Source organism: Halomonas lysinitropha, from assembly GCF_902500215.1.
Classification (GTDB): domain Bacteria; phylum Pseudomonadota; class Gammaproteobacteria; order Pseudomonadales; family Halomonadaceae; genus Halomonas; species Halomonas lysinitropha.
Genome location: NZ_CABVOU010000039.1, coordinates 446734 through 473041 on the forward strand (window position 1 = coordinate 446734; position 26308 = coordinate 473041).

Consider the following 26308-nt stretch of genomic DNA (forward strand, 5'->3'; position numbering starts at 1 on the left):
CCCTCATTGCGCTGCAAGGCGAAGCGTCGAACAAACAGCTCCCACATTACGGCCGGTGCCATCATCCTGCTCGGCGCTCGGCGCTCGGCGCTCGGCGCTCGGCGCTCGGCGCTCGGCGCTCGGCGCTCGGCGCTCGGCGCTCGGCGCTTACCCGATCACGCTGCCCAGTTCGAAGATCGGCAGGTACATCGAGATCACCAGGCCGCCGACCAGCACGCCCAGCACCACGATGATGAAGGGCTCGAGCAGCGAGGTGAGGGTATCCACCTTGTTGTCGACCTCCTCCTCGTAGTAGTCCGCTACCCGGTTGAGCATGGCGTCCAGCGAGCCGGCCTCCTCGCCGATGCCCACCATCTGCACCGCCAGCGCCGGGAACTGCTCGGTGAGGCGCATGGCGAAGTTGAGCTGCTGGCCGGTGGACACGTCCTCGCGGATCTGGGCGATGGCACGCTCGTACACCATGTTGCCCGCCGCACCCTCGGCGGTATTCAGGGCTTCCACCAGCGGCACGCCGGCACCGAAGGTAGTGGCCAGGGTGCGCGAATAGCGCGCCACCGAGGACTTGTCGAGGATGTCGCCGATCACCGGGATGCGCAGCGAGAGCGCATGCATGCGGTAGCGAAAGGCGTCGGACTTCTTCATGCCGGCGCGCAGCAGGAAGATGAATGCCGCCAGGCCCAGCACCCCCCACCACCAGTACTGCTGGGCGAACTCGGAGAGCGCGATGGTGACGCGGGTCGGCGCGGGCAGCTCGGCGCCGAAGCCCTGGAAGAGGCTCTCGAACTGCGGCACCACCTTGATCAGCAGTAGGGCGGTAACGCCGATGCCCACGGCGATCACCGCCGCCGGGTACCATAGCGCCTTCTTGACGCGGCCCTTGAGCGATTCGATCTTCTCCTTGTAGGTCGCCACCCGCTCGAGCATGGTATCCAGCGAGCCGGACTGCTCCCCGGCCTCCACCAGGTTGGCGAACAGCCGGTCGAAGTGCTGGGGATGCTGCTTGAGCGCCTCGGAGAAGCTGGCGCCGGCCGCCACCTCGTTCATCAACTCCTGCACCATGGCGCTCATCGCCGGCTTCTTGAGACTCTCCGCCACCACCTGGAAGGCCTGCAGCACCGGCACGCCGGCGCGAATCATGGTCGCCATCTGGCGGGCGAAGAGCATGATGTCCTTGGGCTTGATCTTGCCCATGCCGCCGCCGAACCCGCCCTTGCGGCGGATCTGCTTGACCACGACGTTCTGGCCGGAGAGCACCTTCTCCACTTCGGACTTCTTGGGCGCGATGATCTCGCCCCCCACCTTGCGCCCACTGGGGCCCTTGCCCGTCCAGCGCCAGCGGTAGAGCTTGGTCTTCTGTGCCTTGCGCATGGATCTTGTTGCCATGGTCGTCGTCCCTGTCCCTGCGTTTATTTGTGGGAGCTGTCGAACCGACAACTCCTATTATTTGCTCAGGCTCCCTGTAGGAGCGGTGCTCGCACCGCGAAAAGCGGAGAGCAAAAAATCGCCGTGCAAGCACAGCTCCCACAACAGCCCGCTTCTACAACGTTGGCTGCTTGTTAGTCCTTCGTCACCCGGTTGACCTCGGCCAGGCTGGTCAGCCCCTGCATCACCTTGAGTAGCCCGCTGCGGCGCAGGTCCGGGTGGCCCTCCTGGCGCGCCTGGGTGTCGAAGTCGCGGGAGTTGCCCTCGGTCATGATCAGATGGCTCATGTCGTCGCTGATCGGCACCACCTCGTAGATGCCCACCCGCCCCTTGAAGCCCTGGGTACACTTCTTGCAGCCCACCGGCTCATAGATGGTGGCATTGGCCACTTCGTCCTCGGTGAAGCCCTGCTGGCGCAGTACCTCGTGGGGGATGTCCGCGGGCTGCTTGCACTGCTTGCACAGCCGCCGCGCCAGGCGCTGGGCGATGATCAGGCTCACCGAGCTGGCGATATTGAACGGCGCCACCCCCATGTTGGCCAGGCGGGTCAGCGTTTCCGCCGCCGAGTTGGTGTGCACGGTGCTGAGCACCAGGTGGCCGGTCTGGGAGGCCTTGACGGCGATCTCGGCGGTCTCCAGGTCGCGGATCTCGCCGACCATCACCACGTCCGGGTCCTGGCGCAGGAAGGCGCGCAGGGCGCTGGCGAAGGTCAGGCCGATCTTGGGCAGCACGTTCACCTGGTTGACCCCCGGCACCTTGATCTCCACCGGATCCTCGGCGGTGCAGATGTTGCGCTCCACCTCGTTGAGGATATTGATGCCGGTGTAGAGGGTCACCGTCTTGCCGCTGCCGGTGGGGCCGGTGACGAGGATCATGCCCTGGGGGTCGTCGAGCACGGCCTCGTACATGGCGCGCTGCTCGGGCGTGAAGCCCAGCTGCTCGATGCCCATCTGCGCCGAGCCGGGGTCGAGGATACGCAGCACCACCTTCTCGCCGTACACCGTGGGCAGCGAGTTGACGCGGAAGTCGATGGAGCGGGTGGTGGAGAGCTTGAGCTTGATGGCGCCATCCTGGGGCAGGCGGCGCTCCGAGATATCCAGCCGCGACATCACCTTGAGGCGCGCCGAGATACGTGAGCGCATGGCAAAGGGCGGATGGGCGACGTCGTGGAGGATGCCGTCGATGCGAAAGCGCACCCGGTAGCTGGTCTCGTAGGGCTCGAAGTGGATGTCCGAGGCGCCGCGATGGATGGCATCCAGCAGGATCTTGTTGACGAACTTGACGATGGGGGCGTCGTCGCCGGCCGCGGCCACCGCCGCCTGCTCGTCGCTGGCATCGACCACGCCCTCGTCGTAGGCCAGCTGGCCCACGGCGTCGTTCACGTCGCCCAGGGCATCGAGCATGCTCTTCTCGGTGTTGGCCAGGTAGCTCTCCAGCACCGGGCCGAGCTGGTCCACGGGGGCGAGAATGCCCTCCGGCGTCAGGCCGGTGGCGAACTGCAGTTCGTCGAGCAGGGCCAGGGTGGAGGGATAGGGCACGGCCACGGTGAGCTGGTGGCCGTGGCGCACCAGTGGCAGCACCCCCAGCCGGCGCAGGATCTTGTCGGGGTATTCCTTGGCCGGCGGCAGGCTTTCCAGGCGGATGGCGTCCAGGTCGATCATCGGCAGGCCGTACTCCCAGGCCGCCGTCAGGGTGGCCTGGCGGGCCGGCACCATGCCCGCCTCGATCAGGTGCTGCAGCAGCGACACCTCTCCCTCGCGGGCTTCCGACTCGGCCCGCGCGGCGGCGGCCTCGCTCAGCCGGCCATCGCTGACCAGGCGCCGCGCCAGGCCGCGCAGCCCGTTGCGATGGGTGGCGCCATGCAGCGCCGTGGGCGCAGGCTCCGCTGGCGCCGGCGGCTTCTCGGAAGAGGGGGGACGATAGTCGTTCATGGCGCCTCATGACGTAGCAGCAGTTCAACAGCTCCGCTGATTCTAGCCTTTCAGGCCACCCGCCGCCCAGTGCCAGGCCACGGCCTTTCAACCCTTTGCCTGCCCGCAGGCCGCCCCCTCAGCGTGAAAAGGCGCTGTTGGCGCCCTCGCCGGAGGCAGGGCGTTGAGAATATCGCTTGCAGCGTTGCGAAGCGTAAATTAATGTAAGCGTAGGGTTGGCCCGCGGCGGGTGTCGACCCGGCGAAAGGGAACAGGAAAGACTTACAGAACCGGTGGCAGCCGCCACCCGACGTGATACCACACCGGCCACACGCAACCCAGAGCAGACGGCCAGCGGCAACCAGCAAGGGGTACATGACCATGAAGAAGCAAGGCATGCAGAAATATATCAAGACCGGTCAGGGCGGCTTTACCCTGATCGAGCTGCTGATCGTGGTGGCGATCATCGGCATCCTGGCGGCCATCGCGATTCCGCGCTATCAGGATTATGTGCTCAGGTCTGAGGTATCGTCTGCTCTCTCCTCCATTCGGGGTGGACAGACGACTTTTGATTCCAATCTTTATACGGGAGACTCTCTTGGTTCGCCTGAGGATATTGGACTGAGCGCATCCAATACTTACGGTACCATCTCTGTAGATGATACCTCAGATACGATCACTTTCACCTTTGATCAGAGTGGTGCTGTTTCTCGCGAGTATCCTGATTCTACACTAGTCTTGTCTAGGGATGCCTCTGGTGCTTGGACTTGTGCCCCCGGTGGTTCTAATACTATTCCGGATGATTATCTACCGCAATATTGCAAATAATAACTTGGTTAAGTAATATAGAAAAAGGCCGGGTAGTACCGGCCTTTTTTGCGCCTATAGCAAACTCATCTACTAATATCCGACAAGCCGGGTGGCATCATTTCTACTGTGTCGCTAGGTGGTTTCTTTTCGTACATGGCCTGGAAGCTGGGATAGAGCCATTCCGCCTCGGCTTCTACTCGTTCAATTGCATCAGCATCACCCAGGGCGCGGTAGGCCAGGCGCAGGTTATAGTAGAGTTCCGGCCGCGGGATCAGTGCCTTCCGCTCCTCCGCCCATTGGGCATACTCTACTATGGGACCGTCGAATCCTATGGCTGCCGCCGCGTCGACCTGACGCGACATCTGGATAAATTCTAGCTGCCGGTACATGCCGAACGGATTGATGATCGCCGCGAGGGGCTCGGGCTTGCTGGTGATGCCGTAGACATGATCCGCCACCTTGAAGAGGGTGTGCAGATGGGTGGCGAAGAACAGCAGCAGCAGCGGCGTGGCGAGAAAGGCACCGATGCGGATGCTGAAGGTATAGCGGAAATCACGTTCCCGGAAGGTCTCGGTGCGCGAGACGACGAAGCCCAGCAGCAGGAGGAAGGCCAGGAAATGCGCGATGGAGTGGTAGAAGGGCAGTTCGGTCATGCTGTGCAGCAGCAGCGGCAGGGGCAGACAGACCAGCAGCAGCCGTTCGGCCCCCAGGCCGCTGGTGAGGATGCGCCAGGCCACGTAGCCCCCCAGGCCGAGCATCGCCAGCACCGGCAAGAGCCCGCCCTCGATGCCCCACTGCAGCAGCTCGTTGTGGGGATGGGCCATATTGGTGGTGATCACCAGATCCACCGCCGGGTCGGCGGCCCGCGCCTCGGCGAGGCTGTGGATGAAGTCGTGCTGGAAGCGCCCGTAGCCCCACCCGGTGAAGGGTTTCTGCAGGATCATGTCGATGCCGTGGGCATAGATGCCCAGGCGAATGCCGGGGGTCCCCAGCGAGGTGCCGGAACGCGCCACGTCCTCTGCCTCGATAGTCATCCAGCCGATCGCCGCGAGGAGACAGCCGGCGGCCAGCAGCCCCCCCCAGAGCAGGAAGTGTCGCCGCGAGGTCAGTAAGAGATACGCCAGCAGCAGCGGAACGACGATCACGAAGGCCAGCCAGCCGGTTCGCGAATAGGTCAGCAGCACGGCGAGCGGAATGAACAGCGGGGCCAGGCCGGTGATGGCCAGGCCGGGCCAGCCGCGCGCCTCGCGCATCAGCCAGACGGACACCGCCAGGCCGGTGACCAGGAAGCTGGCCAGCGGGTTGGGCTGCTGGAAGATACCGAAGGGCCTGCCGTACTCCGGGTCATAGTTGATCCAGAGCCCAGGCCCGAGGAAATAGTACTGGCCAAGGGCGTAGGCGGTTTCCAGCAGGGCGCCGGCGAGTATCGCCATGCCGATCCACCACCAGTCGCGGCGGGTCAAGCCGGGCTGCGCCAGCCCCAGCAGCAGGAGGGCCCCGGCGGTGACCGTCAGCATCCTTGGCAGCGCCATCAGCGAGGCCTCGTTCCAGCTCCAGGCGAAGGGCAGCCAGAACGCCAGCAACAAGAGCCCCAGCCCCTGGTGGAAGGGGCTGTAGCGGATCACCCCGTGCGCCGCCGGCCAGAGGGCGATCGCCGTCATCAGCACGAAGCCCATCCATACCGTGGCATTGAAGGGCATCTGCAACCCCGACCCGCCGATATTGGGAAAGCTCAAGTGCAGGAGCACCACGAAGGTAAAGAGCGCCATGCCGATCAGCCAGGCGATCAGGCGGCGGTTGGGGGCGGAAGCGGTATCCATGCGGGCGTCCCTGCGATCGAGAAATGGCGTTTCAGAATGTAACAGCCGCCGCCACCGGGGAACAGGGCCACGCAAGGGCTGAGCGGGCGGTGCAAGCCATCGTTCCGCGCATTCAGCCCCTCGGAAGCTGGCATACATCGGACATGGAGGCGGCGCGTGCAGGGTGCGGACCCGGATAGGTGCCTCTGTCGTGCTTTCGGTTTTCTATAAATGTTGCACTGCACCAAAAGCCCTGTTAGGGTGCATTGCATCAGAGCGGGAATCTCCCGTTCCATGTCATCCAGAACCAGGAGGTTCATCATGACCAACGCATTCGCCTTTGATCCCAAGCAGTTTGACACCGCGCAGCTCGAGTCCATGTTCTTCGCTCCGGCACGCGCCTTCGCTTCTCTCTCGGTCGATTACACCGAGAAGCTGGTCAACGCCCAGCTCGAGGCCACCAAGGCCTATTCCGACACCGGCCTGGCGCAGCTGCGCAGCCTGATGGAAGTCAAGGACGCGGAAGGCCTCAAGAGCTACATGGAAGGCCAGCAGAAGGTCGCCACCGAGCTGACCGAGCGCCTGAAGGGCGATGCCGAGAAGGTCGTGGCCCTGCAGCAGGAGTTCGCCGAGGAGAGCCAGAAGCTGACCGAGAGCAGCGTCAAGCAGGCTCAGGAAAGCGTTCAGGAATCCGCCAAGGAAACCACCGAGACCGCCACCAAGGCCGTCAAGGAAGCCGCTCCCAAGGCCAAGTAAGCCGCAGGAAGCGCGCAAGCAAGCATCAGGCCCGCAGTGCGGGCCTGATGGCGCCAACAAAGGGGCCGCCGATCATGGATCGGCGGCCCCTTTGTGTGGTGTGGGGGCTAATCGGGAAAAGCGCCCATTTCTATCATTTCCCTCGGTTGACATTACACTAGCTGGCTGTTGCGTACAAAAATACGTACAATGTGATTCTAGACTGAGGAGTAACGCATGGACACCGTGACCTACAGCCATTTTCGCAGCCATCTGGCCAAGGTACTGGATCGGGTCAATGACGATCACGTCCCGGTGCTGATCACGCGCCAGAACGGCAAGCCCGCTATCGTCATGTCAGTTGAGGACTTCAAGTCCTACGAGGAGACTGCCTACCTGATGGCCAGCCCGCTTAATGCGCAGCGACTGAATGAGGCGATTGCCGAGGTGGAGCGGGGTGAAGCGTCGGCTCACGATCTGATCGAGTCATGATGCTGACCTGGGCCAGCCAGGCCTGGCAGGATTATCTCTACTGGCAATCTCGTGACAAGAAGACGCTCAAGCGCATCAATACCCTGATCAAGGATATCCAGCGCCAGCCCTTCCAGGGGCTGGGAGACCCCGAACCCTTGCGGCACCAATGGTCAGGTTACTGGTCACGGCGCATCGACCGGGAACATCGCCTCGTCTACAAGGTCACCGACAACGCTGTTGTCATCGTCCAGTGTCGGTACCATTACTGATCCTGATCGGGGCCAGTCCCGCCTTTCCTGCCTACCCTCATTCAACTAGCGGCCGGCCGCTGGCGTTTTTGCGGCCCCATCCCTGTTGAGTGGCATCAGGAGGCCAGTTGTCTTACCTCGGGTTGTGCGCTGTGCTCGGCCTGCCAGAGGTCGTAGGCGGTCTGCATCGCGAGCCAATGCCGCGCGTTGCCGGCACCGGCACGTTCGAGGCGCACGGCCAGATCGGGTGAAATGGCGGCATGCCCATGCACGACCCGGGACAGGGCGACCCGAGACATGCCGAGGCGTCGAGCCGTCTCGGCGACTGAAATCCCCAACGCTTCAATGACATCCTCGCGCAGCATTTCGCCTGGATGCGGCGGATTGTGCATTCCTGTGGTTCTCATGGCCTTTTTCTCCATTCAGAAATTGACACGGTAACGATTCGGTACGCCAGGAACCTTCTTGACGCTTCATCAGTGATAGTCCAGATAATCAACCAACTCGACATCCTCTCCGGCGAACCTGATCGTGAGGATCACCGCGCCTCGTCTCTTGTGGCCGGTCAAGAATGCCTGGAATGTATCGCTAAGAGATACACAATTCAATGGCTAATCGGGTTGATGGGGGGCAGACTCCCATTTCCCGCCTAGCCTGAACCAGAATCACCCAGCTGCAGGGCAATCGCAGTTAGCCGCAGCGAGAGGCGCCGGGGACAGGTCGAAGGGGAGGTCCCACGCCAGGGATGGCGTCGGTAGCGCCCAGGGAGGGGTTCACAGCGCCTCCCCGCAGAACTGTCGCCGGAACAGCCTCGAGCATTACTTCCATCTGCGATAACCCTGCACCCAGCGGCCGGCCGCTGGCGTTTTCTGTCAAGCTGCGATACATTGATCGCATGTATCATAAGAGGTGCCCATCATGCCTATCAGTCTCCGCCTGGATCCCGATATCGAGGCACGCCTGGCTCATCTGTCCCGGGCGACAGGGCGTTCCAAGACGTTTTACCTGCGTAAGCTGATCGAGGAGCACCTCGACGAGCTGGAAGATGCCTATCTGGCCGAGCATGCACTGGAGCAGCTTCGCCAGGGCCGGGATCGCGTCATGACCTCCGAGGCGTTCTGGCGTGACCTGGAAGGTTGAGTATCTGGCCTCGGCGGCAAAGAGTTTCAAGAAGATCGACCCTCAGCACCGTCGGCGCATTCGTGCCTATCTGGAAGAGCGGGTAGTGTCCTTGGATCATCCGCGCCAGCTGGGCAAACCCTTGAGAGGCGAGTTGACGGAGTTCTGGCGCTACCGCGTGGGAGATTACCGCATCATCTGCCAGATTCAGGATGACAGACTGGTTGTACTGGTGGTCCGGGCAGCCCACCGCAAGGATGTCTATGAGGGCTAGCCGGACGCCACCCTTTCCCTCCTGATCTGAACCACCCAGCGGCCGGCAGCGATGCCGGCCGCTGGCGTAATGGCGCGCCAGCCTTGAGTAGCGACGCGATGGCGGTATCGTGGGACCCTCATCACGGTTTTAGTTTTGGTTCATCGCAATTCGCCGTGAAAACCATGGGAGTATCGTGTAGGCCGGATAAGCCGAAGGCGCATCCGGCGCAGCGGAGGCCCTACTCCACGCCCGGTGCGCTGGCGCTTACCGAGCCGACGAGGATTGTGTGGCCAGCCGGTGTCGTGCGAAGAACCTTAAATATAGAAGCGCGGCAGGCGTGCCTCGGGACGACGCCCAGTGGTAAGCAGGCGTTCGCGGCGGCGACGCGCTGAGCGAAGCGGACGCGCGGGGAGGGGATGGTCCCATATGGTGGCGATCTGCTTGACGTTCATGGTGAGTCTCCGGGGCTCTGGCGGCCCGTTGGTCGATGTGAACAGATTTTCCATTATACTCGAGGTCGGTCGTTTGTCTACGACTAAGGTCGAATAGGCCCGGCTGGCGGGAGTGCCGGGAAAGCGAAAGGGGGAGAGAGTGCATGAGGCTGGACCACGACACCCTCGAGCGGCTGATCGCCGGGGTAGAGGCCGCCGGGCGCGAGGTGATGAGGATCTACCGCCGGGAATTCGCCGTCGAGCAAAAGACCGACGACAGCCCGCTCACCGAGGCCGACATGGCCGCCCACCATGCCCTGCTGGAGCTCCTCGAGGGCGAGACGCCGGATATCCCGGTGCTCTCGGAGGAATCGAGCGAGATTCCCTTCGCCACCCGTCGCGGCTGGTCGCGCTACTGGCTGGTCGACCCCCTGGACGGCACCCGCGAGTTCATCGCCGGCAACGGCGAGTTCACCCTCAACCTGGCACTGGTCGAGGCCGGCGTTCCGGTGCTGGGTATCGTGCATGCGCCGGCGCTTAGCGAGGGAGGGGTGACCTGGCGCGGCCAGGTCGGGCAGGGTGCCTTCCGCCGTGAGGGGGCCGGCCAGGATCACCGCGAACGGCCTATCGGCGTGCGGGCACTGCCCGACCCCGACCGCGAGCCCTGGCGGGTCGTGGGCAGCCGCCGCAACGGTAGGCAGGCGTTCGAGACCTTCTGCCAGGCGCTGCCGGCCCATACCACGCAGTCGGTCGGCAGCTCGCTGAAGTTCTGCCAGATCGCCGAGGGCAAGGCCGATCTCTACCCGCGCCTGGCGCCCACCAGCGAGTGGGATACCGCCGCCGCCCAGGCCATCGTTGTCGCCGCCGGCGGCCAGGTGCTCGAAGCCGAAACGCTGGAGCCGCTGCGCTGCAACCAGGGCGAGAGCCTGCTCAATCCCGGCTTCATCGCCTGCGGGCAGCGCGACGCCCGCTGGGAGAAGGCGCTGGCCAAGGCCCTGGCGGCCGATCCTGACGGCAGCGTTTCCTGAAGGAAGTTGGGCAATCGCAGTTAGCCGTAGCGAGAGGCGCCGGGGACAGGTCGAAGGGGAGGTCCTACGCCAGGGATGGCGTCGGTAGCGCCCAGGGAGGGGTTCACAGCGCCTCCCCGAAGGCCTGTCGTCGTATAAGCCTCGAGCGTTACTTCCTACTGCGATAGCCCTTCCTGACGGAGGGCGACGCTTACGGCTCGGCGTTGCATCAATGATAGGCTGTAATGGTCCAAGGCGGACCAACGGCGAACGCGTTTGCGGGGAGACCTTGATGATCGATTCGATACAGCGCTTCTTCAATGACTTCATGGTCACGGAGGCGGGGGGCAAGGCCGCCACGGCCCCCACCCTGGAGCTGGCTACGGCGGCACTGCTCTTCGAGGTGGCGCGTGCCGACTACCACCTCGATGACAGCGAAGTCGCCCTGCTGCGCGACCAGTTACGGCGGCGCTTCGCCCTGGAGGAAACCGACCTCGACGAACTGCTTCGGCTGGCCCGGGAGGAGGCCGAGTCGGCGGTGGACCACTATCAGTTCGTCAGCCTGGTCAAGGAGCACTTCGACTATGCGCAGCGCTGCGAGCTGGTGCGCATGATGTGGTCGCTCTCCCTGGCCGATGGCGAACAGCACCATCTCGAGGAGCACCGCATCCGGCGCCTGGCCGAGTTGCTGCACGTCAGCCACTCGGACTTCATCCGCGCCAAGCTGCAGGTGCAGGAAGGCACGGCTGACTAACGTCATGCCGTGACTTTTCCTTCGTGTAGAGAAAGTGCATGCTCGGTATCCGTTCTCGAACCGCAGGCAAGGAGTCAGTGATGGCGCGTGAAATCGTGGTGTTGGGCGCCGGGATGGTCGGCGTATCGGTGGCCTGGCACCTGGCTCGTCGCGGGCATTCGGTGACCCTTGTCGACCGCCGGGAGCCGGGCCGCGAGACCTCTTTCGGCAATGCCGGCATCATCCAGCGCGAGGCGGTGCGCCCTTATCCCTTTCCGCGGGACCTGGCCACCATGCTGCGGGTGCTGCCCAATCGCGCGGTGGATATCCGCTATCGGCCAGGGGGTATGGTGAAGGCGGCCCTGCCGCTGCTGCAGTACTGGCGGAACTCCGCCCCCAGGCGCTATGCCAAGATCGTGCCCGAGTACGCTTCGCTGATCGGCCTTTCGCTGGACGCTCATGCGCCGATGGTCGAGGCGGCCGGTGCCGATGCCCTGGTGCGTCGTGAGGGTTGGCTGGAGCTCTATCGCACGCGGGAGGCCCTGTCGGAACGGCTGAAGGATGCCGAGGGTAACGCCGAGCGCTTCGGGGTTCGCTATCGGGCCCTGGATACGCAGGAACTCGCGGCCATGGAGCCCGATCTGGCCGGCGGGCTGGTCGGGGCGATCCACTGGGAGCAACCCTGGACGGTGGCCGATCCCGGTGCCCTGGTGCAGGCCTATGCCCGCAGCTTCGAAGCGGAAGGCGGCCGCGTGCAGTGCAGCGAGATCAAGGAGGTCGCTCGCCACGGCAGCGGCTGGCAGGTGAGTACCAGCGAGGGTGTCCTGGACGCCGAGCAGGTGGTGATGGCCATGGGGCCCTGGTCGAAGGACTGGCTCTCGAGCCTGGGCCTGGAGCTTCCGCTGTTCGTCAAGCGCGGCTACCACATGCATTACGCTGCGTCGGGTTCGGCCAGGCTCCACCACTGGGTGATGGATGCCGAGGTGGGCTACCTGCTGGCGCCGATGCAGGCGGGAATTCGCCTCACCACCGGCGCGGAGCTGGAGCGGCTCGAGGCGCCCTCGCATCTCGAGCAGCTGGCCGCCGCCGAACGGGCGGCGAAAAAGCTGTTCCCGCTGGACAAGCGGCTGGATGCCGACCCCTGGAAGGGCGCGCGACCCTGCACCCCGGACATGAAGCCGGTGATCGGCCCCGCCCCGGGCCAGCAAGGACTCTGGCTGGCGCTCGGCCACGGGCATCAGGGGTTCACGCTGGGGCCGGCCACCGGGCTCCTGCTGGCGCAGATGATGGAGGGAGAGACGCCCGAGATCGATATGGCACCGTTCCGGGCCGATCGGTTTTGAGGAGTTATGCGCTCAATAGCATTGGCTTTGAGCATTTGTGGGAGCGGTGCTCGCACCGCGATTCCGTGGCACGGCACTAATCGCCGTGCAAGCACAGCTCCTACAATAGGTCTGTGGCTGTCGGCTGATTTTGTGGGATTGCCCTCCACCAATCGCGCTGCAAGTCGAGGCGTCGAACCGAGCGCTCCTACAAGGACTTACCGCTTCGCCCTGCGCTTGCGCTGAACCTGGTGGCACAGCAGCTTGATCAGCAGGGTGAAGACAAACACCAGCCAGCCGGCGGTGGCGAGGGTATTGAACAGCAGCATCTTCTGCTCGCCGTTCATCGGGGTGAGAAGATGGTCGATGACGATGGCCAGGAGAAAGGCCAGCGACAGGGGCAGGGCAAGGATATGCATCCACATCTCGGTGCGCCGCTTGCGGACGTGGTAGCGGCCGAGCAGCACGCGGATGGGCCGGTGCACGAAGCTGATCAGGATCAGGCTGCCGAGCATCAGCAGGGCGGCGAGGCTGGGTTCGATGCTGCCGAGGTGTGCCGAGATGCTCACCGACCAGAAGAGCACCAGCCACATCAGGCCGGCCAGGATGGCAACGGTATCGGCGTAGTGTCTTACCTTGGGCATCGAGTCCTCACGGGGCCGGGCGTCGGTGGCGACGCGAATGCAGGCGTCATGATACGGCATTCAGCGCCGCTTGAAGAGTCGGCGTCCCCCTCGCCAGCGGTTGATCAGCAGGACCGGCTCGGGAAGCGGGTGTGGTTCCGATATACTGGTCGCCCTTTGCCCCCATGACGAACCCCACGCTTTCGATACAGACTTTCAAAACAGGACCTGCCGTGAACTCGATCACCCTGACCCGCCCGGACGACTGGCACCTTCACTTGCGCGACGGCGAGGCCATGGCCGCCGTGGTGGCTGCCAGCGCCCGACAGATGGGCCGTGCCATCATCATGCCCAACCTCACGCCGCCGCTGACCACCACCGAGATGGCACTGGCCTACCGCGAGCGGATCCTGGCGGCGCGTCCCGCCGGGAGCCATTTCGAACCGCTGATGACCCTCTACCTGACCGACAATACCTCGGTTGAGGAGATCGAGCGGGCCCATGCCAGCGGCCTGGTGCAGGCGGTGAAGCTCTATCCCGCCGGGGCGACCACCAACTCCGCCTCCGGGGTGACCGATCTGGCCCATTGCGACGCGGCCGTTGCCGCCATGGCGCGGCTGGGGATCCCGCTGCTGGTGCATGGCGAGGTGACGGACGCCGATATCGACATCTTCGACCGCGAGGCGGTGTTCATCGAGCGGGTCATGAAGCCGCTGCTCGAGCGCCACCCGGACCTGAAGGTGGTCTTCGAGCACATCACCACGGCCGACGCCGCCGACTTCGTGGCCGCGGCGCCGGCCAATGTCGCCGCGACCATCACCGTCCACCACCTGCTGTTCAATCGCAATCAGATGCTGGTGGGCGGCATTCGCCCTCACTACTACTGCCTGCCGATCCTCAAGCGCGAGCGTCATCGCCAGGCGCTGCTGGCCGCCGCGACCTCCGGAAGCCCGAAGTTCTTCCTGGGCACCGACAGCGCGCCCCATGCGCGCGGTGACAAGGAGAGTGCCTGCGGCTGTGCGGGGGCCTTCACCGCGCCTGCGGCCCTGGAGCTCTACGCCACCGCCTTCGAGCAGGCCGGTGCGCTGGACAAGCTGGAAGGCTTTGCGAGCCACTTCGGCCCCGACTTCTATGGCATGGCGCGCAATACTGATTCAGTGACCCTGGTACGCGACCCCTGGCAGTTGCCCGAAACGCTGCCCTATGCCGATGGCCAGACCATCGTGCCCCTGGCCGCCGGCGAGACGCTGGAGTGGAGGTTCCAGGAAACAACCTGACCTCGTCAGGCACCGTATTCGTTGCTATTGTGTACTTAAAGCAACGAATACGGTGCAAAGCATGTCCCTCCACGAGCAACTCAAGACCCGGCGTCGTGCGCTCTCCCTGACACAGCAACAGGTGGCTATGCGGGTCGGGATGACCCGCCAGCAGTACCAGCGGCTGGAAGCGGGGGGCAACCCGCGGCTGGACACTCTCAACCAGGCCGCTGACGGTCTGAATGCCCGATTGATGTTGATTCCCATCGAGAAGTGGCATGCGGTATTGGCGCTACTCGATGAAGGACTATCGTCTCGTCCCCCACTGGATGTGGACCCCTGGCAAGGGCTCCTCGACGATGAGGAGGATGACAATGGCCAATGAGCCCGTCGAGATGCTCGAGCTCTCGCTTCACGGCCGTCGAGTGGCATACCTGGCGGGCTACCGGGGTGGACGCAATGTCCTGGTGTTCGACGAGGCGTGGCGTCTTGACCCCGGCCGGCCCACCCTGACCCTGACCCTGATGGCGGGCTTTCCTCGGGCCGAGGCGCTGATGGAGACCGCCTGGATTCGCCAGCAGCGCCTCCATCCCTGGTTTTCCAACCTGCTCCCTGAAGGGTCTCTTCGTGACTGGCTGGCCTCACGGCTGAAGGTGCATCCCGATAATGAGTTTCCCTTGCTGGCCAGGCTGGGGCATGACCTGCCAGGGGCGTTAGTGGCAACCCCGGTGATGCCGGATGACATGCCGGATTGGGTGCTTTCCCATCGCCGTAGCGTGACTCCGGTCCCGCAGCAAGCTCGAGGAGGCGCAGGTTTCTCCCTGGCGGGTGTGCAGCTGAAGTTCTCCATGCGCGAGAGAGCGGGGCGCTTCAGTCTGTCGGGTGGGGATGGCCCAGGGACCTGGATCATCAAGCCGCCTTCCGCACGCCATTCCAGGCTACCCGAGGCCGAGTTCACGTCCATGCGGCTGGCCGAGAGTGCGGGGGTGGAGATCCCGGAAGTGCGACTGGTACCGTTGCAAGCCCTGGAAGGCCTGCCCGATATCAGCCTGCCTGACGAGCCTCATGCCTATGCCATTCGCCGCTTCGACCGCGTGCAGGAAACGCGTGTGCATACCGAGGACATGGCCCAAGTCCTGTTCCGCTACCCCCATGAGAAGTACGATGGCCCGAGCTATGAGCAGATCGGGCGCCTGTTGCGGGAGTTTACCGGGGACGGGTTGGCGTCGGTTCAGGAGTTCGCTCGCCGGCTGCTGGTGAACATCTTGCTGGCGAATGGAGACGCGCACCTCAAGAACTGGAGCCTGCTCTACCCGGATCGGCACAGGCCCTCGCTGGCCCCGGCCTATGACATCGTGACGACGCGGGCCTATATCGAGGAGGAGCGCGAGGCGGCCCTGAACCTGAATGGGAAGAAGGACTGGTATCGGCTCAACGAGGAGGATTTCCGGCGGTGGTCGGAGAGGGTTGGCGTGTCCTGGCCGGCCATACGGCAAGTCCTGGCCGAGACAGTCGAGCGCGCCAGGTGCCAGTGGCCGTCTCAGTTGTCGTCACTGCCTATGGCTGACGAGCATCAGCGTGTACTGAGAGATCACTGGAAGGCACTGGCGCCTGAGTGGCGTATTGAGTAGGGGGCGTTTGCGTGAGGACCGTGCTGGACGCCTCCTCCCGCAGTTGCCGGTCGAGAAAGGCGATGCCGGCCTCGATGGCGCTGTCGCGAGTCAGGAAACTGGTGACGTGCCCGCGGTAGTGCTGCAGGTAGAGTTCGCTCTCCACGCCCTGGGTGAGGAGTTCGGCATGGAAGTCGGTGGCGTGGTCAACCGGCACCAGGCCGTCCCAGCGGCCATGGAAGAGGAAGTGAGGCGGCGTGTCGGCATCAACGTGGTAGATCGGCGAGGCCAGCCGATAGGCCTCAGGCTTCTCGGCCCGGGTGCCGCCGATGAATTCCACCACCAGGCGCCCGTCGTCGAACTTGAAGAGATCGCTCGGCAGGCCGCCCCCCAGTACGGCGGCCAGGCGCGCGTGCTCGCCGCCGTAAGGCTCGCTCAGGGCATCGACATTGCCGGAGACCCCGAGCAGGCTCACCAGGTGGGCGCCGCTGGAGTAGCCGACACCGACGATCCGGTCGCTGTCGATGCGCCACTCGTCGGCCCGTTCGTGGATCCAGGCCATGGCCTGCTGCAGGTCGTGTAGCTGGGCGGGGAAGCGGTATTCCGGGGCGAAGCGGTAGGCGACGTTCACCGTCACGTAGCCGCGCCTTGCGAGCCGCTCGGCGATCTCGTCCATGTCGTCGGGGCTGCGCCGCTGCCAGCCCCCGCCGTGCACCAGCAGGGCAGCGGGGCGCAAGCGGTCTTCGCGAGTCTCCGGCAGCAGGACACGCGCCTCGAGGCTCTCGGGCCACTCGGCTGGGGTATAGGGGAGCGGCGCCAGGCGCTCGACGCGATAGTCGACGGGCTCCGGAAGCGCCGGGGTGGCAACGGGACCATTGCCGTCGAGGTGAGTGGCACAGCCGGCCAGGAGCAGGGGCAGGCAGAGGGTCAGTGTTCTGAAGCCATGCACGATGGGAGGCATCCTTCAGCCCTCGACGGTATCGGCCTGTCGGCTGTGGTGACCGAGACGATCCACCATGGCCATGACCATGCGCGTGGAGTGAGCGGCGGCCCTCTCCAGGAATTCATTGAAGGAGAGGTGGTTGTCGCCGCCACCGGCGATATCCGAGAGCGCACGGATCACCACGAAGGGGCAGCCGTACTGGTGGCAGGTCTGGGCGATCGCCGCGGCCTCCATCTCGGCCGCCAGCATGGTGGGGAAGCGCGAGCGGGTCGTGGCGACGAGCTCGGGGCAGGCCATGAAGACGTCGCCGGTGGCGATCAGCCCCTCCACCACCTTGACCTCGCCCAGCTGCTCGACGCACTCCCTGGCCAGGGTGACCAGCCGCGCATCCGGAAAGTAGGCGGCGGGCATCTGGGGGACCTGGCCATGCTCGTAGCCGAACACCACGGCGTTCACGTCGTGGTGGCGCACCTCGCTGGAGACGACCACATCGCCGATCTCGAGCCCTTCACCGAAGCCGCCGGCGGAACCGGTGTTGATGACCGCCTCGGGCTGATAGACATCCAGCAGCAGGGTGGTGCCGATGGCGGCGTTCACCTTGCCGATGCCGGATTGCAGGATCACCACCTCGACGCCCTGCAGCTTGCCCAGATGAAAGGTGCAGCCCACGTGATGGCGGGTGCGGCGCTCCTCCAGCTGGGCGGCGAGCGCCGCGACCTCCTGGGCCATGGCGCCGATGATGCCGATGCGCGTCATGCGAACACCTGGCTCCATTCATCGCGCTTGGCCAGGAAGCCGCGGGCAATCTGTTTGGCCCCTTCGAGGCTGTGGCTGGCCGCCCAGCCGCACTGCATCTCGTTGCAGGCCGGAACCTCGTCGGCCACCAGCACGTCCTCGAGGGTGCCTTCGAGCAGGTCCAGCACGCCGGCGTAGTCGTCGTGGTTGATCATGGCCACGTAGAAGCCGGTCTGGCAGCCCATGGGGCTGATGTCGACGACCTTGTCGGAGTGGTTGCGCGACAGCTCGGCCATCAGGTGCTCCAGGGAGTGCAGCGCGGGCATCTCCATATGGTCCCGGTTGGGCTGGCAGATACGCATGTCGTACTTGTGGATGGTGTCGCCGTGCTCGCCGGTCTTGATGTCGGCAAGGCGGACATAGGGCGCCTTCACCTTGGTGTGGTCGAGGTTGAAGCTTTCGACGTTCATCTTCTGGTCGGTCATCGGGAGGAGCTCGCGAGTGGGGTAAAATTGCCGAGTTATTCTAGATGAATAAGACGAAAGGTGCATGAGGCCGTTCTTCATCGCTGTGCCAGTCGAGGCGACGAACCGACCGCCTCCACAATTCATGGGCAGTGGCTGGGGTTTTCTGTGGGAGCGGTGCTCGCACCGCGAATGACTTGGCTCGGTACCTATCGCCGTGCAAGCACGGCTCCTACAGTAATCCCCTTGCTCCTTGTTCCTTGCTACTTCTTCTCGGCGTCGTGGATATCGGCGGCCTGCAGGGTGTTCTGGAGCAGCGTGGCGACGGTCATGGGGCCGACGCCACCGGGAACGGGAGTGATCCAGCTGGCGCGCTCGGCGGCGGGGACGAAGTCGATGTCGCCGATCAGGCGGCCGTCCTCCTGGCGATTGATGCCGACATCGATGACGATGGCGCCGGGCTTGATCCATTCCCCCTTGACCACGCCTGGCTTGCCGACCGCGACCACCAGCAGGTCGGCACGCCGCACATGCTCCTCGAGGTTGCGAGTGAAGCGGTGACAGACGGTGGTGGTGCAGCCGGCGAGCATCAGCTCCAGGGACATGGGGCGGCCGACGATGTTGGAGGCGCCGACCACGGTGGCATCCAGGCCACGGATCTCGAGTCCCTTTTCTTCCAGCAGCGTTATCACGCCCTTGGGGGTGCAGGGACGAAGCAGCGGCATGCGCTGGGCCAGGCGGCCGAGGTTGTAGGGGTGGAAGCCGTCGACATCCTTGTGGGGCAGGATGCGTTCGAGGATCGGGCGGGAATCCAGATGCTCGGGAAGCGGCAGCTGCACGAGGATGCCGTCGATGCTCGGGTCGTCGTTGAGCTGGTCGACCAGGGTCTCGAGTTCGTCCTGGCGGGTATCCGCTGGCAGCTGATACTTGAAGGAGCGGATGCCGGCCTCCTCGCAGGCGCGGTGCTTGTTACGCACGTAGACCGCGGAGGCGGCATCCTCGCCCACCAGGACCACGGCCAGTCCGGGAATGCGCCCTCCGGCCTCGCGTCGTGCCTGCACCTGGCGAGCGACCTGCTGGCGGACTCGGGCGGCAATGGACTTGCCATCGATCAGTTGGGCGGTCATCGAGCATCCCTCTGGTAGGTGGTAGGGGCGATGGATTTTCGCATGCCGGGGCGCGAAGGCAAAGCGACCGGGCGGCAGCGGCGCGCTTCTCGCTTGACGCGCGGGGAAAGTTCCGTAGAATACGCAGCGCTTGACGAGTCCTCCGCGGCGGCGTCAGGGCCGTGCAAGAGCCGGCGGGGTGTAGCGCAGTCTGGTAGCGCGCCTGCTTTGGGAGCAGGATGTCGGGGGTTCGAATCCCTCCACCCCGACCACAACTTGTTGATCAGGAAGTTGTTTTTCTGATTTCGGGTTGCGGTTAGGCGCTCTAATACGTAGAATGCGCCCATAGCTCAACCGGATAGAGCAACGGCCTTCTAAGCCGTAGGTTGCAGGTTCGATTCCTGCTGGGCGCGCCATGCGTTGCATGGAGCCGCCGGTAGCGAGTTGAGCGTGCCGTTGTAGCTTTCAGCAAGACCCGTGTCGTAATGGTGGATGTAGCTCAGTGGTAGAGCCCCGGATTGTGGCTCCGGTGGTCGTGGGTTCGATCCCCATCATCCACCCCATCTCGACATGACCCCCAGGCAGTGGTGGATGTAGCTCAGTGGTAGAGCCCCGGATTGTGGCTCCGGTGGTCGTGGGTTCGATCCCCATCATCCACCCCATTGCCTCCCTCATCAGCTCGTGCTTCTCTGTCTTCTTCTTTCCGACGCCTCTTCCGCGTTGTGACCCGCGTATTTCCGCCTTTTCGATGTTGATCGCGGTGCGGAAAATCCCTGTGGTGCCCTTGTAATATACCCTCAGGCCCCCATCTGTAGAGGCACGGCGCTTGCCAGTATCGGGTGAGATTCTTAGAATCTCTCCTTTGACCCTTTCACGCTTTCACAGAACGCCCCAGTCGGTAGAGGACATTTCATGCAAGTTTCCGTCGATACGACCTCCAACATTGAACGCCGCATCAAGGTCCAGGTGCCGGCCGCCGAGGTCGACGAGGCCGTTGCCGCGCGTCTCAAGGATGCCGCCAAGACCGTGCGCCTGGACGGCTTTCGCAAGGGCAAGGTCCCGATGTCGGTGATTCGCCAGCGCTACGGTGCGGGTGTGCGCGACGAGGTGGTGGGCGAAGTGATGCGCGAGCGCTATGTGCGCGCCATCTCCGACAATGATCTCAATCCGGCCGGGTATCCGCAGATCGAGGCCGATGTCAACGAGGCGGGCAAGGACCTCGAGTTTACCGCCACCCTCGAGATCTACCCCGAGATCGAGCTCGCGTCCATCGAGGGGGCCGAGATCGAGCGTCCGGTGGTCGAGGTGAGCGAGGCCGATGTCGATGAGATGATCGACACCCTGCGCAAGCAGAATGCCGGCTGGGAAGAGGTCGACCGCGCCGCGGAGGAGGGCGATCAGGTCACCATCGACTTCCAGGGCTTCCTGGGCGACGAGCCCTTCGAGGGCGGTAGCGCCGAGGGCCACGAGCTGGTGATCGGCTCCAACAGCTTCATCCCCGGCTTCGAAGAGCAGCTGATCGGTGCCAGGGCCGGCGAGGAGAAGGAGATTTCGGTCACCTTCCCCGAGGACTATCAGGCCGAGCAGCTGGCCGGTCAGGAAGCGACCTTCAAGGTCAAGGTCCACGCGGTGAAGGGCCAGGCCCTGCCCGAGGTGGATGCCGAGTTCGTCGAGAAATTCGGCGTCGAGGATGGCGATCTGGACAGGTTCCGCGCCGAGGTCAAGAAGAACATGACCCGTGAGGCGACCCAGGCCATCGACAATCGCGTCAAGCAGCAGGTGCTCGAGGCCCTCAAGAAGGCCAACGACATCCCGGTGCCCCAGGCACTGGTGCAGCAGGAGACCGACGGCCTCAAGCGCCAGGCAGCCCAGCAGTTCGGCCTCGGTGAAGACTTCGATGTCAGCCAGCTGCCCGACGAGCTGTTCGCCGAGCAGGCCAAGAGCCGTGTCCAGGTCGGCTTGCTGCTGGCCGAGGTGATCAAGCGCCACGAGCTCGAGGCCACCGACGACGAGATCAAGGCCAAGGTCGAGGAGCTGGCCCAGCAGTACCAGGACCCCGAGCAGGTGGTCGAGTACTACCTGGGTAACGACCAGCTCAAGACCCAGGTCCAGTCGGCTGTCCTCGAGGAGAAGGCCGTCGATGCCCTGCTCGAGCAGGCCAGCGTCAAGGACGTGGAAATGAGTTACCAGCAGGCTCTCGCCGCGGCCCAGCAACAGGGCGAGGCCGGTGAGGAAGACGAAGCCGAAGCCGAAGAGCCGGGCGAAGAGAAGCAGGCCTGATCATGGCCCGGCATTGCCTGCCCGGCCTCGCGGCCGGGCAGGTCGTCACCCGACGCTTCCATTCATCGCATCCAAGGACACCATCCTGATGAGCAACCCGTTCGATATTCAAGCTGCCGGTGGCCTCGTGCCCATGGTGGTCGAGCAGAGCGCGCGAGGCGAGCGGGCTTACGACATCTATTCCCGCCTGCTCAAGGAGCGCGTCATCTTCCTGGTGGGGCCGGTGGAAGACTACATGTCCAATCTGCTGGTGGCGCAGCTGCTGTTCCTGGAGTCCGAGAACCCGGACAAGGACATCCACCTGTACATCAACTCGCCGGGTGGCGGCGTGACGGCCGGCATGTCGGTCTACGACACCATGCAGTTCATCAAGCCCGACGTCTCCACGGTGTGCATCGGACAGGCGGCGAGCATGGGTGCCCTGCTGCTGGCCGGCGGAGCGCCGGGCAAGCGCTACTGCCTGCCCAATTCGCGAATGATGATTCATCAGCCGCTGGGCGGCTACCAGGGGCAAGCCTCCGACATCGAGATCCACACCCGCGAGATCCTCGGTATCCGTGACAATCTCAACCAGATTCTGGCGCACCACACCGGCCAGGACTTCGAGACCATCGCCCGGGATACCGATCGAGACAATTTCATGAACGGTCCGCAGGCCGCCGAATATGGCCTGATCGATGCGGTGCTGGAACAGCGACCGACATCCTGATAGCGTGAACTTCACCAGAGTGACGTTCATGCACTGAGACGTTTCCCGACGGCCGAGGTCGTCGAGGTGGACCCGACGCCCCGTGAGCCATGCTGGGGCGTCATTATGAATGAGGTACGCGAATGGCCGACGGCAAAGGCAAGGACGAAGGCGGCAAGCTGCTCTACTGCTCGTTCTGCGGCAAGAACCAGAATGAGGTACGCAAGCTGATTGCCGGTCCGTCCGTCTATATCTGCGATGAGTGTGTCGACCTCTGCAACGACATCATTCGCGAGGAGGTGCTCGATGCCGATGCCGAGACTGACGAGGAGCGCCTGCCCGCTCCCCGCGAGATTCGTCACACCCTCGATGATTATGTGATCGGTCAGGACCGCGCCAAGATGGTGCTGTCCGTGGCGGTCTACAATCACTACAAGCGCTTGCGTTATGGCGGCAAGGAAGAGGTCGAGCTTGGCAAGTCGAACATCCTGCTGATCGGCCCCACCGGCAGCGGCAAGACGCTGCTGGCCGAGACGCTGGCGCGGCTGCTCAATGTGCCCTTCACCATCGCCGACGCGACCACCCTCACCGAGGCGGGCTATGTCGGCGAGGATGTCGAGAACATCATTCAGAAGCTGCTGCAGAAGTGCGACTACGATGTGGAGAAGGCCCAGCGTGGCATCGTCTACATCGACGAGATCGACAAGATCTCGCGCAAGTCGGACAACCCCTCCATCACCCGGGACGTTTCCGGTGAGGGCGTGCAGCAGGCCCTGCTGAAGCTGATCGAGGGCACGACGGCCTCGGTGCCGCCCCAGGGCGGTCGCAAGCATCCGCAGCAGGAGTTCGTCCAGGTCGATACCACCAACATGCTGTTCATCGTGGGGGGCGCCTTCGCCGGCCTGGAGAAGGTCATCCGGGATCGCGCCGAGAAGGGCGGCATCGGCTTCAACGCCGAGGTGAAGAGCAAGGACGAGACCAAGGGCGTGGGCGATCTGCTGCTCGACGTGGAGCCCGAGGATCTGGTCAAGTTCGGCCTTATCCCTGAGTTCGTGGGTCGTCTTCCGGTGATCGCGACCCTCACCGAGCTCAGCGAGGACGCTCTGATCCAGATCCTCACCGAGCCGAAGAACTCGTTGCTCAAGCAGTACGCTCGCCTGTTCGATATGGAAAACGTGGAGCTGGATTTCCGTGAGGATGCCCTGCGCGCGGTGGCCCGCAAGGCCATGGCGCGCAAGACCGGCGCCCGCGGCCTGCGCTCGATCCTCGAATCGGTGCTGCTCGATACCATGTACGAGATTCCCTCCCTGGAGGGTGTGTCGAAAGTGGTGATCGATGCCTCCGTCATCGACGGCGAGAGCGAACCGCTGTTGATCTACTCCCAGCAGGAGGCGCAGCGAGTCGACGGTACCGACGGCTGAAATGTCGGGCGCAAGGCGCCCTGAGGGGGGAGTGGTTTCATTCCCGAGGTGTCTAGGAGCCTGTCGGACTCAACGCTGATCTACTGCGAGAACCGGACTTTCGGCCAATTTCATTCGATCTGATTCGTTAAATAGCGGGCTATTCGCCTCATCAGATCGATAAACTTGTCTCGAAATCCGTCTCTCTCGCTTCGATCGGTCGAATCCGACAGGCTCCTAACCGGCATCTCGGGCGATGGAACCGCTCCCCCTCTTTTTTCGAACCGGCGCAGGTTGCCTTGCAATGGCGCCGGTTCGCCCCCACTCCTTGGGTATCCATCCGATTTCGTGTGAGGAACGTCTGCGATGCAGCAGAATGCTGAACAGACCCTGAGTCTGCCCCTTTTGCCCCTGCGGGACGTGGTCGTCTATCCGCAGATGGTCATTCCGCTTTTCGTCGGACGCGAGAAGTCGATACAGGCGCTCGAGGCGGCCATGGCGGCCGACAAGCGCGTCCTGCTGGTCGCCCAGCGCGAGGCCAGCAAGGACGACCCCGACAACGAGGACATGTTCGCCATCGGCACCGTGGCGGAGATCATGCAGCTGCTCAAGCTGCCCGACGGCACCGTCAAGGTGCTGATCGAGGGCGAATCCCGGGCCGATATCCGCGAGATCATCGCCGTCGACGACGGCTACAGTCGCGCCGAGGTGAGCCTGCGCGAGAGCGAGCCGCTCAGCGAACGTGAGCAGGAAGCCCTGGTGCGGGTGCTGCTCAACCAGTTCGAGCAGTACGTGAAGATGTCGAAGAAGGTGCCCAACGAGGTACTCAACTCGCTCTCCGGCATCGAGGATCCCAGCCGCCTGGTGGATACCATCTGTGCCCATCTGTCGCTGAAGATCGACGACAAGCAGCAGCTGCTGGAGATGGACCGGGTGCGCGATCGCATCGAGCATCTGATGGCGCTGATCGAGTCCGAGATCGACCTGCTGCAGGTGGAGAAGCGCATCCGCTCGCGGGTCAAGGAGCAGATGGAGAAGTCTCAGCGCGAGTACTATCTCAACGAGCAGATGAAGGCCATCCAGAAGGAGATGGGCGAGCTCGAGAACGTGCCCAACGAGGCCGAGAAGTACGAGCAGGCCATCGAGGAAGCCGGCATGCCCAAGGAGGCCCGCGACAAGGCGCTCCAGGAGCTGGGCAAGCTGAAGATGATGTCACCGCACTCCGCGGAGGCGACGGTGGTGCGCTCCTACCTAGACTGGCTGGTGGCGGTGCCGTGGAAGAAGCGCACCCGCATCAAGCATGACCTGGTGCACGCCCAGAAGGTGCTCGACGAGGATCACTACGGGCTCGATGAGGTCAAGGCGCGCATTCTCGAGTATCTTGCCGTGCACAAGCGGGTCAAGAAGCTCAAGGGGCCGGTGCTCTGTCTGGTGGGGCCACCCGGGGTCGGCAAGACCTCGCTGGGGCAGTCCATCGCCCGGGCCACCAACCGCAAGTACGTGCGTCTGGCACTGGGCGGCGTGCGTGACGAGTCCGAGATCCGTGGCCACCGCCGCACCTACATCGGCTCGCTGCCGGGCAAGATGGTCCAGCGCATGGCCAAGGCCGGGGTCAAGAACCCGCTGTTCCTGCTCGACGAGGTCGACAAGGTCGGCATGGACCACCGCGGCGATCCCTCCTCGGCCCTGCTCGAGGTGCTGGATCCGGAGCAGAACAACACCTTCAGCGACCACTATCTGGAGCTGGACTACGACCTCTCCGAGACGCTGTTCATCTGCACCGCCAACTCGATGAACATCCCCGGCCCGCTGCTCGACCGCATGGAAGTGATCCGCCTGCCGGGCTACACCGAGGACGAGAAGCTGGCCATTGCCCGTCGCTACCTGGTGCCCAAGCAGCTCAAGGCCAACGGATTCAAGGATGATGAGCTGTCGTTCTCCGACGACGCGCTGCTCGAGTTGATTCGCTACTACAGCCGCGAGGCCGGTGTGCGTGAGCTCGAGCGTCAGATCGCCAAGGTGTGCCGCAAGGTGCTGCGCGAGCGCCTCGAGAAGGAGAGCCAGGAGGGCGCCCAGGCGCCGATGCTGCTTGCCGCCGCCGATGTCGAGCCCTACGCCGGCGTGCGCCGCTACAGCTACGGTCTTGCCGATCAGGAAGACCAGGTCGGCCGGGTGACCGGCCTGGCCTGGACGTCGGTAGGCGGCGAGCTGCTCAATATCGAGTCGGTTATCACGCCCGGCAAGGGGCGCCTGGACAAGACGGGTTCGCTCGGTGATGTGATGAAGGAGTCGGTGAGTGCGGCTCAGACGGTGGTGCGTGCACGGGCCATCGCCATGGGCATCGATCCCGAGCGCTTCGAGAAGGAGGACCTGCACATCCACGTGCCGGAGGGGGCCACGCCCAAGGACGGTCCCAGCGCGGGCATCGCCATGGTCACGGCCATGGTGTCGGCCTACACGGGACGCCCGGTGCGCTGTGACGTGGCCATGACCGGCGAGGTCAACCTGCGCGGGGAGGTGCTGCCCATCGGCGGGTTGAAGGAGAAATTGCTGGCTGCCAGGCGCGGTGGTATAAAGACGGTGCTAATTCCCGAGGAGAACCGCCGTGATCTCAAGGAGGTCCCGGACAATATCAAGGACGCCCTCGATATTCGGCCTGTTCGTTGGATCGACGATGTTCTCGAGGTTGCGCTGGCCCATAAGCCGGCGCCGAAAAAGGAAGATTCAAGAGCGGAAGACTCCATCTCCTCGGCATCGATAGTCAGTACGCACTAACGACAATTATCTCGTTATACCGAAGTATAAACCCCGGTATGACGGGGTCTGGCAAGGAAGTTTGCTTGACAGATCTTTCGCCGTATTGCTATAAATTACTGCTATGCTGTGATCGTGTCAGTCAGCTTAATGTCTCGCCGGTTAGAGCCAATTTACGAAAAA

26 protein-coding genes and 4 tRNA genes are annotated in these 26308 nt (G+C 63.9%); 20 read left to right on the forward strand and 10 right to left on the reverse strand.

Annotated features, from left to right (window positions below):
- Nucleotides 1-147 precede the first annotated feature (147 nt).
- Nucleotides 148-1383, reverse strand: a complete 1236-nt coding sequence (locus HALO32_RS13795) for a type II secretion system F family protein (RefSeq protein ID WP_151444458.1) — start codon at nucleotides 1381-1383, stop codon at nucleotides 148-150.
- A 173-nt stretch (nucleotides 1384-1556) separates the two neighbouring features.
- Nucleotides 1557-3353: a type IV-A pilus assembly ATPase PilB gene (gene pilB, locus HALO32_RS13800; RefSeq protein ID WP_151444459.1), complete on the reverse strand. Its 1797-nt coding sequence runs from the start codon at nucleotides 3351-3353 to the stop codon at nucleotides 1557-1559.
- Nucleotides 3354-3707: 354 nt separating this feature from the next.
- Here pilB and HALO32_RS13805 point away from each other — a divergent pair, with 354 nt between their 5' ends.
- Complete coding sequence (locus HALO32_RS13805) at nucleotides 3708-4160, forward strand: pilin (protein ID WP_151444460.1); 453 nt, start codon at nucleotides 3708-3710, stop codon at nucleotides 4158-4160.
- A 65-nt stretch (nucleotides 4161-4225) separates the two neighbouring features.
- On the opposite strand, the gene HALO32_RS13810 is transcribed toward HALO32_RS13805, so the two are convergent.
- The gene (locus tag HALO32_RS13810; RefSeq protein ID WP_192576512.1) at nucleotides 4226-5962 is read right to left on the reverse strand and encodes a PglL family O-oligosaccharyltransferase; all 1737 of its coding nucleotides are present in this window, start codon (nucleotides 5960-5962) and stop codon (nucleotides 4226-4228) included.
- Nucleotides 5963-6262: 300 nt separating this feature from the next.
- Between HALO32_RS13810 and HALO32_RS13815 the strand changes: the two genes are divergently transcribed.
- The 3 genes from HALO32_RS13815 to HALO32_RS13825 all read left to right on the forward strand — a co-directional run bounded on the left by HALO32_RS13815 (nucleotide 6263) and on the right by HALO32_RS13825 (nucleotide 7419).
- Entirely contained in the window at nucleotides 6263-6697 is a 435-nt protein-coding gene (locus HALO32_RS13815) for a phasin family protein (RefSeq protein ID WP_151444462.1), read from the forward strand.
- A 216-nt stretch (nucleotides 6698-6913) separates the two neighbouring features.
- Nucleotides 6914-7168: a type II toxin-antitoxin system Phd/YefM family antitoxin gene (locus tag HALO32_RS13820; RefSeq protein WP_151444463.1), complete on the forward strand. Its 255-nt coding sequence runs from the start codon at nucleotides 6914-6916 to the stop codon at nucleotides 7166-7168.
- Nucleotides 7165-7419 (forward strand): Txe/YoeB family addiction module toxin, encoded by a 255-nt coding sequence (locus HALO32_RS13825; RefSeq protein ID WP_151444464.1) that lies wholly within the window; start codon nucleotides 7165-7167, stop codon nucleotides 7417-7419. Before HALO32_RS13820 ends, HALO32_RS13825 begins: the two co-directional genes overlap by 4 nt.
- A gap of 95 nt (nucleotides 7420-7514) precedes the next feature.
- Here HALO32_RS13825 and HALO32_RS13830 read toward each other — a convergent pair whose 3' ends face one another.
- Entirely contained in the window at nucleotides 7515-7805 is a 291-nt protein-coding gene (locus HALO32_RS13830; protein WP_225810011.1) for a HigA family addiction module antitoxin, read from the reverse strand.
- 511 nt (nucleotides 7806-8316) lie between these two features.
- Between HALO32_RS13830 and relB the strand changes: the two genes are divergently transcribed.
- Nucleotides 8317-8538: a type II toxin-antitoxin system RelB family antitoxin gene (gene relB / locus HALO32_RS13835; protein ID WP_151444465.1), complete on the forward strand. Its 222-nt coding sequence runs from the start codon at nucleotides 8317-8319 to the stop codon at nucleotides 8536-8538.
- Nucleotides 8522-8791, forward strand: coding sequence for a type II toxin-antitoxin system RelE family toxin (locus HALO32_RS13840; protein ID WP_151444466.1), 270 nt, complete (start codon nucleotides 8522-8524; stop codon nucleotides 8789-8791). The genes relB and HALO32_RS13840 overlap by 17 nt, the downstream gene beginning before the upstream one ends.
- Nucleotides 8792-9087: 296 nt before the next feature.
- Here the strand turns inward: HALO32_RS13840 and HALO32_RS17985 are convergent, their stop codons facing one another.
- Nucleotides 9088-9225 (reverse strand): hypothetical protein, encoded by a 138-nt coding sequence (locus HALO32_RS17985; RefSeq protein ID WP_192576513.1) that lies wholly within the window; start codon nucleotides 9223-9225, stop codon nucleotides 9088-9090.
- A 143-nt stretch (nucleotides 9226-9368) separates the two neighbouring features.
- Here HALO32_RS17985 and cysQ point away from each other — a divergent pair, with 143 nt between their 5' ends.
- The 3 genes from cysQ (at nucleotide 9369) to HALO32_RS13855 (ending at nucleotide 12287) form a co-directional block, all read left to right on the forward strand.
- The gene (gene cysQ, locus HALO32_RS13845; protein WP_151444467.1) at nucleotides 9369-10232 is read left to right on the forward strand and encodes a 3'(2'),5'-bisphosphate nucleotidase CysQ; all 864 of its coding nucleotides are present in this window, start codon (nucleotides 9369-9371) and stop codon (nucleotides 10230-10232) included.
- Nucleotides 10233-10503: 271 nt separating this feature from the next.
- Complete coding sequence (locus HALO32_RS13850) at nucleotides 10504-10965, forward strand: tellurite resistance TerB family protein (protein ID WP_151444468.1); 462 nt, start codon at nucleotides 10504-10506, stop codon at nucleotides 10963-10965.
- Between the two features lie 80 nt (nucleotides 10966-11045).
- Nucleotides 11046-12287 carry an NAD(P)/FAD-dependent oxidoreductase gene (locus tag HALO32_RS13855; protein ID WP_151444469.1) on the forward strand — a complete coding sequence of 414 codons (1242 nt, stop codon included), beginning with the start codon at nucleotides 11046-11048 and terminating at the stop codon, nucleotides 12285-12287.
- A gap of 197 nt (nucleotides 12288-12484) precedes the next feature.
- Here HALO32_RS13855 and HALO32_RS13860 read toward each other — a convergent pair whose 3' ends face one another.
- The gene (locus HALO32_RS13860; protein WP_151444572.1) at nucleotides 12485-12910 is read right to left on the reverse strand and encodes a hypothetical protein; all 426 of its coding nucleotides are present in this window, start codon (nucleotides 12908-12910) and stop codon (nucleotides 12485-12487) included.
- Between the two features lie 212 nt (nucleotides 12911-13122).
- Between HALO32_RS13860 and pyrC the strand changes: the two genes are divergently transcribed.
- The 3 genes from pyrC to HALO32_RS13875 all read left to right on the forward strand — a co-directional run bounded on the left by pyrC (nucleotide 13123) and on the right by HALO32_RS13875 (nucleotide 15776).
- Complete coding sequence (gene pyrC / locus HALO32_RS13865) at nucleotides 13123-14166, forward strand: dihydroorotase (RefSeq protein ID WP_151444470.1); 1044 nt, start codon at nucleotides 13123-13125, stop codon at nucleotides 14164-14166.
- A gap of 61 nt (nucleotides 14167-14227) precedes the next feature.
- A complete protein-coding gene (locus tag HALO32_RS13870) occupies nucleotides 14228-14530 on the forward strand; it encodes a helix-turn-helix domain-containing protein (protein WP_151444471.1) in 303 nt (100 codons plus the stop codon).
- Nucleotides 14520-15776, forward strand: coding sequence for a type II toxin-antitoxin system HipA family toxin (locus HALO32_RS13875; protein WP_225810013.1), 1257 nt, complete (start codon nucleotides 14520-14522; stop codon nucleotides 15774-15776). The genes HALO32_RS13870 and HALO32_RS13875 overlap by 11 nt, the downstream gene beginning before the upstream one ends.
- On the opposite strand, the gene HALO32_RS13880 is transcribed toward HALO32_RS13875, so the two are convergent.
- From HALO32_RS13880 to folD, 4 genes are all read right to left on the reverse strand, one after another.
- The gene (locus HALO32_RS13880) at nucleotides 15703-16716 is read right to left on the reverse strand and encodes an alpha/beta hydrolase (protein WP_151444473.1); all 1014 of its coding nucleotides are present in this window, start codon (nucleotides 16714-16716) and stop codon (nucleotides 15703-15705) included. The two genes, HALO32_RS13875 and HALO32_RS13880, sit on opposite strands and share 74 nt — an antisense overlap.
- A gap of 3 nt (nucleotides 16717-16719) precedes the next feature.
- On the reverse strand, nucleotides 16720-17454 hold the full coding sequence (mtnN, locus tag HALO32_RS13885; protein WP_151444474.1) for a 5'-methylthioadenosine/S-adenosylhomocysteine nucleosidase: 735 nt from the start codon (nucleotides 17452-17454) through the stop codon (nucleotides 16720-16722).
- Nucleotides 17451-17918, reverse strand: coding sequence for an S-ribosylhomocysteine lyase (locus tag HALO32_RS13890; protein WP_151444475.1), 468 nt, complete (start codon nucleotides 17916-17918; stop codon nucleotides 17451-17453). Before HALO32_RS13890 ends, mtnN begins: the two co-directional genes overlap by 4 nt.
- Before the next feature lie 242 nt (nucleotides 17919-18160).
- Entirely contained in the window at nucleotides 18161-19024 is an 864-nt protein-coding gene (gene folD / locus HALO32_RS13895; RefSeq protein WP_151444476.1) for a bifunctional methylenetetrahydrofolate dehydrogenase/methenyltetrahydrofolate cyclohydrolase FolD, read from the reverse strand.
- 174 nt (nucleotides 19025-19198) lie between these two features.
- Here folD and HALO32_RS13900 point away from each other — a divergent pair.
- The 8 genes from HALO32_RS13900 (at nucleotide 19199) to lon (ending at nucleotide 26146) form a co-directional block, all read left to right on the forward strand.
- Nucleotides 19199-19275 (forward strand) — tRNA-Pro (locus HALO32_RS13900).
- Between the two features lie 67 nt (nucleotides 19276-19342).
- Nucleotides 19343-19419: transfer RNA gene (locus HALO32_RS13905), tRNA-Arg, on the forward strand.
- A gap of 72 nt (nucleotides 19420-19491) precedes the next feature.
- Nucleotides 19492-19566, forward strand: a tRNA-His gene (locus tag HALO32_RS13910).
- Between the two features lie 24 nt (nucleotides 19567-19590).
- A tRNA-His gene (locus tag HALO32_RS13915) sits at nucleotides 19591-19665 on the forward strand.
- 250 nt (nucleotides 19666-19915) lie between these two features.
- Complete coding sequence (gene tig / locus HALO32_RS13920) at nucleotides 19916-21283, forward strand: trigger factor (RefSeq protein WP_151444477.1); 1368 nt, start codon at nucleotides 19916-19918, stop codon at nucleotides 21281-21283.
- 88 nt (nucleotides 21284-21371) lie between these two features.
- Nucleotides 21372-21992, forward strand: coding sequence for an ATP-dependent Clp endopeptidase proteolytic subunit ClpP (clpP, locus tag HALO32_RS13925; RefSeq protein ID WP_151444478.1), 621 nt, complete (start codon nucleotides 21372-21374; stop codon nucleotides 21990-21992).
- Nucleotides 21993-22114: 122 nt separating this feature from the next.
- A complete protein-coding gene (gene clpX, locus HALO32_RS13930) occupies nucleotides 22115-23392 on the forward strand; it encodes an ATP-dependent Clp protease ATP-binding subunit ClpX (protein ID WP_151444479.1) in 1278 nt (425 codons plus the stop codon).
- A 345-nt stretch (nucleotides 23393-23737) separates the two neighbouring features.
- Complete coding sequence (lon, locus tag HALO32_RS13935; protein ID WP_151444480.1) at nucleotides 23738-26146, forward strand: endopeptidase La; 2409 nt, start codon at nucleotides 23738-23740, stop codon at nucleotides 26144-26146.
- Nucleotides 26147-26308: the final 162 nt, after the last annotated feature.

Bases quoted from the DNA above. Each gene is read 5' to 3' on its own strand.
- HALO32_RS17985 (WP_192576513.1), bottom strand. From the start codon at position 9,225: ATGAACGTCAAGCAGATCGCCACCATATGGGACCATCCCCTCCCCGCG.
- HALO32_RS13830 (WP_225810011.1), bottom strand. From the start codon at position 7,805: ATGAGAACCACAGGAATGCACAATCCGCCGCATCCAGGCGAAATGCTG.
- HALO32_RS13860 (WP_151444572.1), bottom strand. From the start codon at position 12,910: ATGCCCAAGGTAAGACACTACGCCGATACCGTTGCCATCCTGGCCGGC.
- HALO32_RS13820 (WP_151444463.1), top strand. From the start codon at position 6,914: ATGGACACCGTGACCTACAGCCATTTTCGCAGCCATCTGGCCAAGGTA.
- mtnN (WP_151444474.1), bottom strand. From the start codon at position 17,454: ATGACGCGCATCGGCATCATCGGCGCCATGGCCCAGGAGGTCGCGGCG.
- lon (WP_151444480.1), top strand. From the start codon at position 23,738: ATGCAGCAGAATGCTGAACAGACCCTGAGTCTGCCCCTTTTGCCCCTG.
- HALO32_RS13880 (WP_151444473.1), bottom strand. From the start codon at position 16,716: ATGCCTCCCATCGTGCATGGCTTCAGAACACTGACCCTCTGCCTGCCC.
- HALO32_RS13855 (WP_151444469.1), top strand. From the start codon at position 11,046: ATGGCGCGTGAAATCGTGGTGTTGGGCGCCGGGATGGTCGGCGTATCG.
- HALO32_RS13875 (WP_225810013.1), top strand. From the start codon at position 14,520: ATGGCCAATGAGCCCGTCGAGATGCTCGAGCTCTCGCTTCACGGCCGT.
- HALO32_RS13870 (WP_151444471.1), top strand. From the start codon at position 14,228: ATGTCCCTCCACGAGCAACTCAAGACCCGGCGTCGTGCGCTCTCCCTG.
- HALO32_RS13825 (WP_151444464.1), top strand. From the start codon at position 7,165: ATGATGCTGACCTGGGCCAGCCAGGCCTGGCAGGATTATCTCTACTGG.
- HALO32_RS13795 (WP_151444458.1), bottom strand. From the start codon at position 1,383: ATGGCAACAAGATCCATGCGCAAGGCACAGAAGACCAAGCTCTACCGC.
- HALO32_RS13850 (WP_151444468.1), top strand. From the start codon at position 10,504: ATGATCGATTCGATACAGCGCTTCTTCAATGACTTCATGGTCACGGAG.
- clpP (WP_151444478.1), top strand. From the start codon at position 21,372: ATGAGCAACCCGTTCGATATTCAAGCTGCCGGTGGCCTCGTGCCCATG.
- cysQ (WP_151444467.1), top strand. From the start codon at position 9,369: ATGAGGCTGGACCACGACACCCTCGAGCGGCTGATCGCCGGGGTAGAG.
- tig (WP_151444477.1), top strand. From the start codon at position 19,916: ATGCAAGTTTCCGTCGATACGACCTCCAACATTGAACGCCGCATCAAG.
- HALO32_RS13890 (WP_151444475.1), bottom strand. From the start codon at position 17,918: ATGACCGACCAGAAGATGAACGTCGAAAGCTTCAACCTCGACCACACC.
- HALO32_RS13815 (WP_151444462.1), top strand. From the start codon at position 6,263: ATGACCAACGCATTCGCCTTTGATCCCAAGCAGTTTGACACCGCGCAG.
- pilB (WP_151444459.1), bottom strand. From the start codon at position 3,353: ATGAACGACTATCGTCCCCCCTCTTCCGAGAAGCCGCCGGCGCCAGCG.
- HALO32_RS13805 (WP_151444460.1), top strand. From the start codon at position 3,708: ATGACCATGAAGAAGCAAGGCATGCAGAAATATATCAAGACCGGTCAG.
- HALO32_RS13810 (WP_192576512.1), bottom strand. From the start codon at position 5,962: ATGGATACCGCTTCCGCCCCCAACCGCCGCCTGATCGCCTGGCTGATC.
- clpX (WP_151444479.1), top strand. From the start codon at position 22,115: ATGGCCGACGGCAAAGGCAAGGACGAAGGCGGCAAGCTGCTCTACTGC.
- folD (WP_151444476.1), bottom strand. From the start codon at position 19,024: ATGACCGCCCAACTGATCGATGGCAAGTCCATTGCCGCCCGAGTCCGC.
- relB (WP_151444465.1), top strand. From the start codon at position 8,317: ATGCCTATCAGTCTCCGCCTGGATCCCGATATCGAGGCACGCCTGGCT.